Annotated in this window: 12 protein-coding genes; 3 read left to right on the plus strand and 9 right to left on the minus strand. The window is 67.7% G+C overall.

Annotated elements, in window-relative coordinates; translation table 11 throughout:
- Nucleotides 1-22: 22 nt before the first annotated feature.
- A complete protein-coding gene (locus ACFWAY_RS31590) occupies nt 23-1,840 on the minus strand; it encodes a multicopper oxidase family protein (RefSeq protein ID WP_378513289.1) in 1,818 nt (605 codons plus the stop codon).
- 100 nt (nt 1,841-1,940) lie between these two features.
- On the opposite strand from ACFWAY_RS31590, the gene ACFWAY_RS31595 reads away from it, so the two are divergent.
- Both ACFWAY_RS31595 and ACFWAY_RS31600 read left to right on the plus strand, forming a co-directional pair.
- Nucleotides 1,941-2,879: a formylglycine-generating enzyme family protein gene (locus ACFWAY_RS31595; protein ID WP_378513290.1), complete on the plus strand. Its 939-nt coding sequence runs from the start codon at nt 1,941-1,943 to the stop codon at nt 2,877-2,879.
- An 81-nt stretch (nt 2,880-2,960) separates the two neighbouring features.
- Complete coding sequence (locus tag ACFWAY_RS31600; protein WP_378450864.1) at nt 2,961-3,866, plus strand: hypothetical protein; 906 nt, start codon at nt 2,961-2,963, stop codon at nt 3,864-3,866.
- Here ACFWAY_RS31600 and ACFWAY_RS31605 read toward each other — a convergent pair.
- The 8 genes from ACFWAY_RS31605 to ACFWAY_RS31640 all read right to left on the minus strand — a co-directional run bounded on the left by ACFWAY_RS31605 (nt 3,813) and on the right by ACFWAY_RS31640 (nt 13,484).
- Nucleotides 3,813-4,478: a GAP family protein gene (locus ACFWAY_RS31605; RefSeq protein WP_378513291.1), complete on the minus strand. Its 666-nt coding sequence runs from the start codon at nt 4,476-4,478 to the stop codon at nt 3,813-3,815. The two genes, ACFWAY_RS31600 and ACFWAY_RS31605, sit on opposite strands and share 54 nt — an antisense overlap.
- Before the next feature lie 93 nt (nt 4,479-4,571).
- Nucleotides 4,572-5,690 (minus strand): alpha/beta hydrolase family protein, encoded by a 1,119-nt coding sequence (locus ACFWAY_RS31610; RefSeq protein ID WP_378513292.1) that lies wholly within the window; start codon nt 5,688-5,690, stop codon nt 4,572-4,574.
- An 81-nt stretch (nt 5,691-5,771) separates the two neighbouring features.
- Nucleotides 5,772-6,803 (minus strand): aspartate-semialdehyde dehydrogenase, encoded by a 1,032-nt coding sequence (locus ACFWAY_RS31615; protein ID WP_378450652.1) that lies wholly within the window; start codon nt 6,801-6,803, stop codon nt 5,772-5,774.
- Between the two features lie 2 nt (nt 6,804-6,805).
- Nucleotides 6,806-8,071 carry an aspartate kinase gene (locus ACFWAY_RS31620; RefSeq protein ID WP_378513293.1) on the minus strand — a complete coding sequence of 422 codons (1,266 nt, stop codon included), beginning with the start codon at nt 8,069-8,071 and terminating at the stop codon, nt 6,806-6,808.
- 95 nt (nt 8,072-8,166) lie between these two features.
- Nucleotides 8,167-9,138 (minus strand): hypothetical protein, encoded by a 972-nt coding sequence (locus ACFWAY_RS31625; protein WP_378513294.1) that lies wholly within the window; start codon nt 9,136-9,138, stop codon nt 8,167-8,169.
- A 507-nt stretch (nt 9,139-9,645) separates the two neighbouring features.
- Nucleotides 9,646-10,302 carry a GAP family protein gene (locus ACFWAY_RS31630; protein WP_378513295.1) on the minus strand — a complete coding sequence of 219 codons (657 nt, stop codon included), beginning with the start codon at nt 10,300-10,302 and terminating at the stop codon, nt 9,646-9,648.
- 13 nt (nt 10,303-10,315) lie between these two features.
- A complete protein-coding gene (locus ACFWAY_RS31635; protein WP_378513296.1) occupies nt 10,316-11,653 on the minus strand; it encodes a DUF1254 domain-containing protein in 1,338 nt (445 codons plus the stop codon).
- 133 nt (nt 11,654-11,786) lie between these two features.
- Nucleotides 11,787-13,484 carry a SulP family inorganic anion transporter gene (locus ACFWAY_RS31640; RefSeq protein WP_378450657.1) on the minus strand — a complete coding sequence of 566 codons (1,698 nt, stop codon included), beginning with the start codon at nt 13,482-13,484 and terminating at the stop codon, nt 11,787-11,789.
- 62 nt (nt 13,485-13,546) lie between these two features.
- On the opposite strand from ACFWAY_RS31640, the gene ACFWAY_RS31645 reads away from it, so the two are divergent.
- A partial coding sequence (locus tag ACFWAY_RS31645) for a transposase (protein WP_378513297.1) occupies nt 13,547-13,818 on the plus strand: 272 nt, incomplete at its 3' end.

A 13,818-nucleotide genomic window follows, 5' to 3' on the forward strand; every position in this document is an offset into this window, starting at 1 on the left:
ACGTTAATAAGTACTCACGGGCCTAGGGCACCAGGCGGTACCGCAGCATCATGTCGTGGTCCTCGTGGTCGAGCATGTGGCAGTGCCACACGTAACCCTGCAGGGGATGCGACCCCTGCTCCATGTGTCCGCCGGAGTGATCCATCGTGTGCGCGGACATCCCGAACGTGGCGTCCGGGTCGAAGCCGAGTTCGTCCGCCGTCGGGAACCGGACGATGATCCGGGTGATCGAGTTCGCGTCCGCGATCACGGTGTCCTTGAACCCAGACTCCCACACCTGCGGCGCCAGGTTCGGCCCGAGAACGAACGGGTCCGCCGACGGCGTCCACCGCACCCCGACCGCGGGCACCGGAACAGCCTGCATCAACGCGTTCGTGTCGATGGCCTGCCGTCCGATCACCCGGAACGACACGAGATGCAGGTGGATCGGATGCGGTTCGGGCGTGACGTTGACGATGTTCCACTGCTCGACGGTGCCCTGCCGGGGCATCTCGATGTCGTCGGTGGTGTAGCGCAGGTTGTTCAGCGACATCAGCGGAGACGGCTGACCCAGACCCTGCGCGAGCTGCATCACCGACACGTTGCGCACCACCGACGGCTGCGCGACGGGCGGGAGGACGGCGAGACCACGGCTTCCGCCCCGCAGAGTCTCCGGCACGCCACCGGTGAACCCGGCGGCGGTCCCGACCCGGAACCGGCAGAACCGCGGCATGATCTGCACCCCGCGCTGCGCGACCTGCGCGGGTATCGGCTCGTCGTTACGCAGTTCCACGGTCGTGCCGGGTGCGAGGGTCCCGAAGTCGACGAGGAGGTCCACCCGCTCGCCGGGTCCGAGCCGGACGTGGTCGGTGGCGACCGGCGCGTCGAGCAGCCCGCTCTCGGCGCCGATCACCCAGAACCTCATCCGGTTCTCGAAGAACAGATTCCACACGCTGAATGATGCGGCGTTCACCATCCGCAGGCGGTACAGGCCCCTCGCCACCGACATCTCCGGCCACACCTTGCCGTTCACCACCCCCACGTCACCCGGTGTGGCGGCCTCCCAGCTGCCCTGCGGATTCAGCGGGTTGGAGCGGACACTCTGCCGTCCGTCATCGGTGAAGTTCTTGTCCTGCAACACCAGCGGCAGTTCGAATTCGCCAGAGGGCAGACCGAGCGGGTTGCCGCTCTGACCGGTGTCGTGCTCGTCGCGCAGCAGGTACATGCCCGCCAGCCCGGCGTAGATGTTGAGGCGGGTGACGCCCATCGCGTGGTCGTGATACCAGAGCGCGCAGGCCTCCTGCCGATTCGGGAACTCGTGCACCATCCCCTGCCCGGGCCGCATCGTGTCCTCGGGATGTCCGTCGAACTCGGGGGGCGTCCGACCGCCGTGCAGGTGCAGCGACGTCGGCACCTGGGTACGGTCCTGCTCGCTCACGCCGTGGATCCGCGTGTCGACGTCGGCGGCGAGGGGGTTGCTCGCGATGTCGTTGCGGTAGGTCAGCGAGGTCCGTTCGCCGACGTGCGCCTCGATCGTCGGGCCCAGGTAGTCCATGCCGCCATAACCGAGGGCCGGGGACGCCGGCAGATCGGGGTGGAACACGTGCGTCGTGCTGCTCGCGTGCACCTCGACGGCGCTCCCACCCACCATCGGCAACGGCGGCAACTGTTCCCGGAACGGCTGGAGCGGCGGCGACGAGAAGACGAACGGCCGCAGCGGATCGATCCCGAACGGGTAGGCGCTCGCCGACCCCACCCCGACGGCACCGAGCCCGGCCGTCAGCGCCAGTCCACGAACGAACGACCTACGCGGAATCCGTCCATCCATTCGGAGGAGCCCCCTGCACGGTGAGAACAGCATTGCGAATCGAGTAGCCGACGGTACCGCAACCGTTGCCCCTCTCACCGGGTTTACGGGGCGTCCCTTCGCGCGGCGGCCGTCGTCGTGCCAGTCTGGCCCCATGACCGGTGCAGCTCCGAAGAACATGGCGTGGATCCCCGGGGACACCTTTTGGATGGGTTCGGAGGACTTCTACCCCGAGGAACGCCCCGTCCACCAGGTGACCGTCGACGGATTCTGGATGGACTCGCACCAGGTCACCGTGGCCGAGTTCCGGCGATTCGTGAAGGACACCGGTCACGTCACGACCGCCGAGATCGCCCCCGACCCAGCGCAGTACCCGGGCGCGGATCCGGCTCTGCTCGTGCCCGGTTCGCTCGTGTTCACCCCGACACCGGGACCCGTCCCGCTCGACGACTACACCCGCTGGTGGTCGTTCACACCGGGAGCGGATTGGCGGCACCCGGAGGGTCAGGGCAGCAACGTCGGCGGACGCGAACGCCATCCCGTCACGCACGTGTCGTGGTTCGACGCCCGCGCATACGCGGAGTGGGCGGGCAAGGACCTGCCGACCGAGGCCGAATGGGAGTTCGCGGCCCGTGGCGGGCTGGACCGGAAGCCGTTCGTGTGGGGCGAGGAGCACGAGCCGGGCGGCAGGCCCGGCGGGAACGTCTGGCAGGGACGGTTCCCCTGGGAGAACCTCCTCGAGGACGGGTTCGCCGGGACGTCGCCGGTCGGCCATTTCCGGCCCAACGGTTACGAACTCAGCGACATGGCCGGCAACGTGTGGGAATGGACCACCGACTACTTCACGGCGGATCACTCCGAGAGCGGGAAGAATGTCGCTCCCACCAGTTCCTGCTGCATTCCCACCAACCCGCGAGTCGAGACGGCACGAGTCGAGAACCCCGACGAGCCCTACGCACGCCGCGTGATCAAGGGCGGCTCGCACCTCTGCGCGCCGAACTACTGCCTCCGCTACCGACCCTCCGCCCGGCAGGGTGACACCGAGGAGACGTCGACGTGCCACATCGGGTTCCGGTGCATCATCCGACCGTGACAGGCGTTCTCACCTGACGCGGATGATGACAAGCGGACCCGATCGGTGTTCGCTCGAGGTGTGCGGTCGACGAAACTGTCTGTGGCGCTGGCCAGGGAAGCTCTGGCCGCGCGCACCGAAACGGCCAACGGCTGGTTGCAGGGCACACCTCCCGGCCGCACGGTTCGCCGTGTCATCGACGGGCTGATCGCGATCGAACTCGTCGACCGGTCGATGACGCTCGCCGCCAGGATCTTCACGTCCGTGCTCCCCGTGATGATTGCAACTTCGACGCTGAGCAGTTGGAACGTGACCGCCCGCACCATCAAGACCCAGTTCGGCTTCGACCCCGCAGAGTTATCGTCCACGTCCGGCGCCGTGGACACCACCACCCCATCCTTCGCTGCGTTCGGTGTGGTGGGTCTGCTGATGATCGCGATCAGCGGCACGTCGTTCGCCCGGGCCCTCGCCCGCATCTACGGAAAGATCTGGAACGTCCCGTCGATCAACCTCCGAGACGCCTGGCGGTGGCTCGTCGTCCTGTTCGCCGTTGCGCTGTCGGGGACGGCGATCGGCCTGGCCAGCGAACTCACGAACGTCCGGTTCATCGGTCCACCTCTCGCAGTCGCCGGGGAGTTCGCGGTGTGGATGGCCGTGTGGACCCTCAGCCCGTACCTGTTGACGATGGGCACCCTCAAGGGTCGCGTGCTCTGGGCGACAGGGGCGCTGACGGCCGCCGCGCTCACCGCTCTCCACGTCGGCGGACGTCTCGTCCTGCCCCGGATCACCGCCGCCGCGCAACACCAGTTCGGGCCGCTCGGCCTGGTGTTCACCGCGATCAGCTGGCTGTTCGTCCTGTCCGTCGTGATCGTGGGGTCCGCGGTGATCGTCAAGGCGGTCGCGCTCGACGAGGGCTACGTCGGGCGCTACCTCCGCGGACCGGACGCGGTCGCATCAGAACAAGCCGCCGAATCCCTTGCCCAGGACGACGGCCCCCATCACGAGTAGCAGCACGCTCATCACCGCGGCGTTGTTGGCCTGGAGCCAAACCTTGAGACTGTCGAGGGTCCCGCGCATCTTGTCGGCTGCGACGGCGTAGGCGATGACCGGGACGAGCACGGTCGATCCGGCCAGCACCGTGTACACGATCAGCGCCACCACCTGCTCGCCGCCGCTGACCCCGGCCGTGCCGATCCCGACGCCTGCGGACACGCACAGCAGCAGGTTCTTGGGATTGATTGCCGCCAGCGCAAATCCGAGGCCCGTGGATTTCACGAAGTTCAGGTCGTCGATGGCCTGCATCCACTTCGGCGGCTCCGCGTTGGCATCGCGGCTTCTCCACTGCCGTCCCGCGAGCAGGAGCAGCAGCACACCGAGAACCACCTTCACCCACGATGCCGTCGCCGACGGACCCTCGGAGTCGGACGTGTCGATGCTGCCGGCGAGGAGCATGAAGATGCCCGTCGCGACGAGGATTCCCAGGATCCAGCCGACACCGAAGCCCGCGCTCGCACCGCCCGCACGCTTCGACAGCAGCATCAGGATGACGGCGATGATCGGTATCGGCGAGATCGCGACACCCACGGCGAGCGGTAACAGTTCTCCGATGACTGAGCCCATGTCCGAACCGTAGGGTCGGGGCGCCGTTTCCGCCTCGCACGTGCCGGGTGAACCCAGGTGAGTGGCAAAGCGTGCTCGGGGACGCTTTGCCACTCACCTGGGGGACAGCACGCGCGCCGCGAACGCGAGGGACTCCGGCATGGAGGCCATCAGTGATTCGCGGTGATCCTCGGCGGCAAGTTGCTGGTATTCGACGTTCACCCCGTGCTGCTGCATCTCGGCGAGCTGCGCCCACGTCAACGGAATCGGCACCGACGTGTCGGACAGACTGTGCACCACCCGCAAGGGGCGGTCGAAGCCGTCGACGGGCACCTGCTGCATCTCCCGGAACAGCGCCCGGAACTGCTCGTTCCACAGGGGCGCCGCGAACAGGTCACCGACCGAAGTGGGATGGGCGAGCAGGTACCGGCCGAGTTCCCGGCTGCACGTCACCTTCGCCAGCTCCATCAATTCGAATCCCTTCGGCGACAGATACCGTCGAATGCCGACCTCTGGGCGCTGGTCGTCGATGCCGGCCAGGGTCAGCAACGCGTAGTTCACGATTCCGGATGTCGGCAGAGCCGGAATCGCGGGACCCGCGGCAGGGAAGAGCTGTTCGAGGTGCGTCGGCGCGGCCACGGCGACGGCGCCGCGAAAGTCGAGCGCCGGTGCCCGGGTGGTGGCCTCGCGGGCGGCGAAGTAGGTCGCGTGCCCGCCCTGCGACAGTCCCGTGACGATCCACCGGTCGCTGAGCACGTCGCCGTAGATGTCGTGTGCGGCCAGGACGATGTCGACGGCGTTCGCGGCGGCCGCAGGGCCGTCGAGGTAGGCATCGACACCGGGCGTGCCGATTCCCGCGTAATCCGTTGCCGCGACGGCATATCCGGCGGCGAGCCACTGTTCGATCGCGGGCAGTTCGACGTAGTTGAACCCGGCGACGGACGGCGCGCACTGGCCGGCGACCCCGACCGTGCCGTGTGCGTAGGACACCACCGGCCAGCCGCCGTCGGGTGGATCGCCACGGGGAAGGAAGATCGATCCGGTCGACTCACCGGTCGCGGTCGCGGTGCGCAGCGTCGAATAGCGAACCCGGACGCTGTCGCCCGCCTGCGCGGGGACTGCGGCGGGTGGAAGTTCGTCCTGGAACAGCAGGATCCTCGACTGCGCGGACGCCTCGCTCGCACCGGTGAGCAGCAACAGAACCGCCGCAACCGCAGCCCCGACCACCCACATCGGCCCAGTATCCACCCGCACAAACACACGTGAGTGGCAAAGCGTGCGGAAGCACACCTTGCCACTCACGTGGGGGGAAGATCAGACCAGCAGTTCGGCGATCTGAATGGTGTTGAGGGCGGCACCCTTACGCAGGTTGTCGCCGGACACGAACAGCGCCAGACCGCGCCCCTCGGGGACACCCGGATCCTGACGGATGCGCCCGACCAGCGACGGGTCGCTGCCCGCTGCCTGGAGCGGGGTGGGGACGTCCACGAGCTGCACACCGGGAGCCTTCGACAGGAGCTCCTTCGCACGCTCCACCGACAGCGGACGCTCGAATTCGGCGTTGATCGACAGCGAGTGGCCCGTGATCACGGGGACGCGGACGCACGTGCCCGACACCAGCAGGTCGGGCAGGCCAAGGATCTTGCGGCTCTCGTTGCGGAGCTTCTGGTCCTCGTCCGTCTCACCGCTGCCATCGTCGACGATCGAGCCGGCCAGCGGCAGGACGTTGAACGCGATGGGTGCGACGTACTTGTTCGGGGCCGGGAAGTCGACGGCGCTGCCGTCGTGCACCAGCTTCTCCGCGTCGTCGATGACGGCGCGGGCCTGGCCCACCAGCTCCTCGACACCGGCGATGCCACTGCCCGACACCGCCTGGTAGCTCGACACGATGAGACGCTGCAGACCGGCCTCGTCGTGCAGAACCTTCAGCACCGGCATCGCGGCCATCGTGGTGCAGTTCGGGTTGGCGATGATGCCCTTCGGCGGGTTCTTCGCCTGCTCCGGGTTGACCTCACTGACGACCAGCGGGACGTCGGGGTCCTTGCGGAACGCGGACGAGTTGTCGACGACCGTGGCGCCTGCCGCCGCGAACCGCGGGGCCTGCTCACGAGAGAGCGTCGCACCGGCCGAGAACAGGGCGATGTCGATGCCCTTCAGGTCCTCGTCGGACGTCGCGGACGCGTCCTCGACGACGATCTCCTCGCCGCGGAACGGCAGCTTCTTGCCCGCCGACCGCGCGGAGGCGAAGAACCGCACCTTGTCTGCGGGGAAGTTTCGTTCCTCGAGGAGGGTGCGCATGACGATGCCGACCTGTCCGGTCGCACCGACGACAGCGATGGTGGTCATGGTTACCGTCCCGTTCCTGCGTGCACGACGGCTTCTTCGTCGCCGCCGAGCTCGAATGCATCGTGGATCGACTTCACTGCCTTGTCCAGTTCGGTGTCCTTCACGAGCACCGAGATGCGGATCTCCGACGTGGAGATGAGGTCGATGTTGACACCGGCCTTCGCGAGAGCCTCACAGAACGTGGCCGTGACGCCCGGGTGGCTCTTCATACCCGCTCCGACGAGGGACACCTTGCCGATGTGGTCGTCGAACAGGACCTGCGTGAAGCCGATCGCGCCCTGCAGCTTGGTCAACTTCTCGACGGCGCGCGGGCCGTCGGCGGTCGGCAGGGTGAACGTGATGTCGGTCTTGCCGGTCTCGATCTTGGAGACGTTCTGCAACACCATGTCGATGTTGATCTCCGCATCGGCCACCGCGCGGAAGACCTGCGCGGCGTAACCCGGGGTGTCGGGCAGCCCGACGACGGTGATCTTGGACTCGCCGCGATCGTGCGCGACTCCGGTGATGATTGCCTCTTCCACGGGGATGTCCTCCATCGATCCGGACACGATGGTGCCCGGCTTGGTCGTGTATGACGAACGGACGTGCACAGGCACGTTGTATCGGCGGGCGTACTCGACGCAGCGGAGCATGAGCACCTTCGCGCCGCACGCCGCGAGCTCGAGCATCTCCTCGAACGACACCGTCTCGAGACGCTGCGCGTCGGGAACGATGCGCGGGTCGGCAGTGAAGATGCCGTCGACGTCGGTGTAGATCTCGCAGACGTCGGCGACGAGGGCCGCTGCGAGGGCCACCGCGGTGGTGTCCGAACCGCCGCGTCCGAGGGTCGTCACGTCCTTGCTGTCCTGGCTGACGCCCTGGAACCCGGCGACGAGGACGATCGAGCCCTCGTCGAGCGCATCCCGGACGCGGCCCGGCGTGACGTCGATGATCTTGGCGTTGCCGTGAGCACCGGTGGTGATGACGCCCGCCTGCGAGCCCGTGAACGAACGGGCCTCCGCACCGAGCGAGTGAATTGCCATCGCGACGAGAGAATTGGAGATGCGCTCACCGGAGGTCAGCAGCATGTCCATTTCGCGGGCGGGTGGGGCTGGGCACACCTGCTGAGCCAGATCGAGCAGCTCATCGGTGGTGTCCCCCATCGCTGAAACCACGACGACGACATCGTTGCCGGCCTTCTTGGTCTCGACGATCCGTTCAGCCACTCGTCGGATTCTCTCGGCGGTTGCCACCGAGGATCCGCCGTACTTCTGGACGACGAGAGCCACGCGTTTCTACCTCCAGGTCGATGAATCTGTACTGGTCCAGCTGTCGAGCTTACCGGCGGAGTCCAATCTGATCCCGGGTGAGTCCGGTCGGACGCCTATCCGAACGCCGTGTTCGCGGCGTCCGCGACCCTCGCCACGGCCGCGCAGTTCGGCCCGTGAACAGTGACGACTGCACCCGCGTGACCGAGCCTGCGGGTGAACTCGTCGACGCCCGCTCCGGGCCGTGTGATGTCGATCGGCTCGCCCATCGGGCTCGTCCACCGGCATCGGTCGCCGATCGTCTCCGGCTCGGCCGGAACGGATGGTCGGTTTTCCTTGACCGGCGACAGTGTGAACGACACGGTCACCTCACTCCCGGGCACCCGATTCGGGTTCGGAAACAGGACGCAGTCGAACGGGGTGGGCGGCGATTCCGGACCGACGACGCGCCCGCCCGCCGTGGTCCCCAGCACGTCGAGCACTTCGCACGGGTCGTGGACCGCGAGCGCCACCTGAGGCGCCGACGAGACATCGCGAGCGGGCAGTCCCGACCGCATCCTGTCGATCGCCGAGCCGAGCACCGCGTCGGCGAGCGGGCAGGCGTCCTGGCCGGCGACGGTTCCGGCGCGGACGGTCGCCAACTGCCGTTCCACCTCTTCCCGGCCGGTTCCGAGGTTCAGCCGGAAAACGCGCTCGCACGTCCCGCGGGTCAGGTCGGCGCCCGCACCGCGATAGACGGTCACCCCGTCGACCGTGTCCGGCCGGGTCAGCGCCGCGTCGGGCAGCATCGACGGCAGCAGGGACAACTCCACGTAGGTGGTCGCGCCGCCGGGCCGGGCCATCAGCGCCGAACACACCGGCAGTTGGACGGCGGACCCGTACTGCTGGACTGTCCCGGCGCCCCGCACCACAGCCTCGTCGAGAAGCCCGCACGGATCGGCGTTGCGGAGCGCGTCCTCGACGTGGATGTGCCGTTGCTGTCCTGGGCTCAGTTCCTGCATCGGAGAAGCCCCCGCAGTCCCCGACACACTGTGCGCGCACCCGGACGTGATCACGGCGCACAGGAGCGCCGCGGCAACTTTTTTCACTCGATCCCCCCTCGAATCGGCACGAACACTACCGCCGATTCGGGATCATCGGAGAGAGGAAGGGACGCCGTGAACTGAGCAGCCGAGTTCCCCCGGTCCAGATCGGATTCGCGACCGATTCTGCGCGCACTGCGCCGCCGCCCGCCGTTGCGGCTGGGACTCGTCCAGGTCGGCTATCTGTTCGCCGGTTTCCTCCTCGGCCTCGCGCTCCCCACCCCCGACATCGGTCCGCGGACGAGCGGCACCAGCGTGGCCACCCTGCTGTTCACGCTCGCCGGCGCCGTCATCACGCTGGCGAGCGTGGTGTTCTCGCGCCCTGCTCCTTCCCGACTGGGACAACTACGTGTCGGCGGCGTTCGGCGCTGGAACGACGCAGCGCCTGGATCCGCGCCCACTGCGACGTGCCGCCGACGTTCAGGTCGTGACCGGTGGTGTCTTGTCGGGCAGCGACGTTCTACGACCGTCACCAGAACTGACGCGCGCCCCGGGCCGAAGCTCATCACGCTCTCAGATCAGGGCGAGCAGTCCCCGTAGCGCGAACAGCGTGCCGAAGCCGAAGAACACCGCGACCCCGAGCGCCCGATTGTGACGGACCATCCAGGTCTTGGCGGCGCTCAGACCCTTCCGGGCACGATCACCCAGGACTGTGTAGATCCCGATCGGGACGAGGAAGTCGAGCATTGCCGCGACGAGCAGCAGAGCGGTCCCGACGAGCGCACCCCCGATCCCGACGTGCGAACTGGAGATGATGGTCATCCCGGACAGCAGGATGAACACGTTGGGGTTGATCGTGGCGAGGGCGAGTCCGGCCACGAAGGCCGTACGAGGTGTGGCCGATTCGAGTGCGGTCATCCATTTCGGTGTCTCGCCCGCCGCCTTCGGTTTCTGCGCGAGCATGACGACGCCGACGAGGAGGAACAGCACACCGACGATCAGTCCCACCCAATTGCTCACCGTCTTCGACGTCGCCGACGGATCACCCGCCCCACCGAGAAGAGCCGCGACGGCGATCTGCGAATAGACGAGCAGGAACGCCGAGCCGAACGAGACAGCATTCCGCACCGCGTTCGCCGACTCGAGCAGCAGCACACATCCGACTACGGCGGCGGGCGTGATGACAAGACCGATCATCTCGGGAACGAGCAGCCAGATCAGATCGCTCACCTGCGCCCCCTGATCAATTAATCTTCACGAAGGGCGGGATCTCGAATGTTCCGTCGAACGCCGCCGGCTTCGGGCTGTACATCCGCAGCAGCGGCCGGAACCCGACTGCCGGTGTCGGCAACCAGTTGGCGCGGGCCACCGGATCGGTCGGTGCGGCGGCGCTGAGCGTGATGGTCAGCGAACCGTCGTCCGCGAACACCAGTCCCGGCGTGCGGTCACCGATCGAGTAGCGGCCGATGGGATTGTCGACGAGGTAGAACTCCGGAAGGTCGTACATGGTGATCGACCAGAACGCGTCGACCGGCGGGGTCGGCGCGAACGTGAGCGTGTAGTCGTGTTCTCCGGACAGGTCGTTGCCTTCGCTGTCGTGGTAGATCGGCGCGTACGCGGCCTCGTAGCCGTGGTTTCCCCACAGTCCCGCCATCGCGGCGCCGGCCCGCAGTCCCAGCGCCTTCGAGCGGTCCTCGATCCGCCACTCGGGTGAGTCGAGGGTGCCGATCTCGAAGAAGTCGTCGTTGTAGTCGAACGCGTGGTACATCAACTGCCAGCCGTTGACCACCGCTCCGCCTGCCCCCGATTTCAGTGCGGTGACGAGCGATTGGTGCCCGGCCGCGGCTCCGGCCGTGAGCACGGACGCGAGGTCCGGCGGCGCCTCGAGGTACGGCGACGGCCCGGTCTCGAGCAACCCGAGCGGCGCGAACGCCTGCTGCGCGACGAGGTCCTGTGCGGCGGGCGGGTACGCCTGCGAGTACACCCGCAGCTTCTCCCAGAACTGCAGTTCCTCGGGGACGTTCGGGTCGGGTACCGGCGGGCCCTCTGCCGGTTCCTGGTCGCCGACAGGTTCCAACGTGAGGGCAGATTGCAATCTCTTCACCCGCTGCAGGTCGGCCTCGCCGTCGCAGGCCCAGCGTCCGACGATGGTGCCCACCGCGGTGGGGAACGCGATCTGCGTCGCGCCGTCGGGGACCTCACCGGACCACCCGGGGCCGGTCAGCAGAAAACGGCCGGCCGCCGTTCCCGTCGCGCGTTTGCCGACGTACGCGAAGTTGTCGGTCCACGCATCGACGAACTGCAGCACGTAGTACGCCCCACCGGCGTCCGGGACTCGCAGCAACTGCGGTCCGTGGCCGAGGTCGATTTGGGCGATCGAGTAGATGGTGTCGTTGTTGACCGAGACGAACGTGTCCTGCGGCCCGGCGAGCGTGCGGGCGTGGCTGAACGTGTTGAAGGGTCCCGCGTCGAGGCTCCCCATCCCCTCCGACACGAAGCGGTTCACCTGTTCGAGGTCGAACACCAGCGGGAAACCATACACCCACGCCTTCGCGGCGAGTTCCTGCAATCCTGCGCTCACGACTGTCTCCTGTCCCGCGGTCTCCGATCCATGCGACCACGGCGAGGCGGGTCACGGCTTCACCCGGAGAGTGTGAGCATCGGCGGCTCCGCCGCCCGTGCGTGGTCTGCGAGTCCAGAGACTCGTCAACCACTCACGGGCGCGCAGCGCCACCCTCGAGAGCCTCTCGCACGGTCGGGTAGAGGCCGACGGGGGTCGCGTCCGAACCCGAGTGTCGGATCGTGTCCCGGAACTGCCCGATGTCCCGCGCCACCCGTAGCTCGATTCCCCGGCGCGCGAGCACATCCCGCAACTGCGCGAGCATCTGCGCGGCACTGACGTCGACGAAGGGCGACGTCTCGGCGTCGAGAACCACCACTCGTGTGTCGTCGGCGCACAGGTCCTCGATGCGGTCCTTGACGTGATCGGCGTTCGCGAAGAACAGTCCCGCCTCGACGCGCACCACGACCACGTGCGGTGTGGTCGGGAGGTCGGGGTGACGCTCGGCGTCCACCCACAGCGACCCTTCCTTCGCGAGCGTCGCGACGTGGGGACGCGACGCCCGGTAGAGCAGCAGCAGCATGGACACGCCGATGCCGATGACGAGTCCCGGCAGGGTGTCGAACAGGAGCACGCCCACCATTGCGGCGAGGGCGGCCGCGAAATCGGCGCGCGCGGCATATCCGTAGATGCTGCCGAGCCTTTCGGTCCACACCCCGTAGAGCCGGCGCAGCGCGGAGATGTCGACGAGTTCGATGACGGCGGCGATGACCACCGCGGCAAGCGTCGCCTCGGGCAGCTTCTCGAACAGTCCGGTGAGGAACAGCAGGGTCACCACGGTGAGGACCGCGACGACGAGCCCGCTGACCTGCGATTTGGCGCCCGCCCCGCCGTTGACTGCCGTCTTGGAGAGGCTGCCGTTCACCACCATTCCCGAGCACAATCCGGAGCCGAGATTGGCGGTGCCGAGGCCGAGGAGCTCCCGGTTGGCGTCCACCTCGTAGCCCTCTTTCGCGGCATACGTCTTCGCGGCACCGAGCCCTTCCGCGAACCCGATGAGCAGCACGCCGACCGCAGGCCCGAGAAGGTCGACGTAGTCGTCGAACCCGACACCGCCCGGCAGTCCCACCGACGGCAGACCCGAGTCGATGTGCCCGACGATGTCGACACCTCGACCGTCCAAACCGAACACGGCGACCGCGGCGATACCGAGGAGGACGGCCAGCAGCGAGCCCGGTACGAGCGGCAGCCACCTCTTGAATCCGAGAACCACGACGAGACTGAGCACACCGACGACCAGTGTGCCCCAAGCGACGTCGCCGAGGTGGGTGATGACTCCCCAGGCCTGTTCGAAGAAGTTGCCGTGTTCCTTCTCCACTCCGAGGAGGGCAGGCACCTGCCCGATGATGATGGTCAGAGCCAGCCCGACGATGAAACCCTTCAGCACCGGCTCCGAGATGAACGACGCGATGAAGCCCAGTCGGAGGAGCCCCGCGAGCAGCCCGGCGACGCCGGTGGCAATCGCCAGCACGGCTGTCAGGGCCGCGTATTTGCCGCCGTCCGCCCCGGCGAGCGGCGCGACGATGGCAGCCGACAGGGCCGCCGTCGCCGACATCGGCCCGACCACCAGATGCCGGGAACTGCCGGCCGCCGCGTAGAGGACCAGGGCGGGTATCGCCGCGTACAGACCGACGACAGGGGGAACTCCCGCGATGGTCGCGTAGGCAAGGGCCTCCGGGACCAGCACGGCCCACACGGTCAGGCCCGCGATGACGTCGGGCCTGACCCATCCTTTCCGATACTCCTGCAGCGAGCCGAATACCGGCCAGGTGCCGGTCGCGGAGCTCACCACGTCGTCATCGTCCTAGAGCGTGTCTGTTAAACGTTCGGGGATCGGTGCGGGATGCTGCGTGAGTGTTGCGTACCGATGAGATTTCCGATGACCTGTGGGCTGTGATCGAGCCCGTCCTACCCGCACTGGCAGGCCGGAGGGGACGTCCGTGGAACGACCACCGGTTGACCCTGGAAGGAATCGCCTGGCGGTTCCGAACCGGATCGCCGTGGCGCGATCTGCCCGAATACTTCGGCCCGTGGCAGTCGATTTGGGAGCGTCATCGCCGCTGGTCGGACGACGGCACCTACGTGCGGATGTTCGCCGCGGTGCGGGCGGCAGCCCCCGAACGAGA

The organism is Rhodococcus sp. NPDC059968 (assembly GCF_042738615.1).
Classification (GTDB): domain Bacteria; phylum Actinomycetota; class Actinomycetes; order Mycobacteriales; family Mycobacteriaceae; genus Rhodococcus_F.

Excerpts from the sequence above, each read along its gene's own strand:
- ACFWAY_RS31590 (WP_378513289.1), bottom strand. The coding sequence starts at position 1,840 with ATGCTGTTCTCACCGTGCAGGGGGCTCCTCCGAATGGATGGACGGATT.
- ACFWAY_RS31595 (WP_378513290.1), top strand. The coding sequence starts at position 1,941 with ATGACCGGTGCAGCTCCGAAGAACATGGCGTGGATCCCCGGGGACACC.
- ACFWAY_RS31605 (WP_378513291.1), bottom strand. The coding sequence starts at position 4,478 with ATGGGCTCAGTCATCGGAGAACTGTTACCGCTCGCCGTGGGTGTCGCG.
- ACFWAY_RS31610 (WP_378513292.1), bottom strand. The coding sequence starts at position 5,690 with ATGTGGGTGGTCGGGGCTGCGGTTGCGGCGGTTCTGTTGCTGCTCACC.
- ACFWAY_RS31615 (WP_378450652.1), bottom strand. The coding sequence starts at position 6,803 with ATGACCACCATCGCTGTCGTCGGTGCGACCGGACAGGTCGGCATCGTC.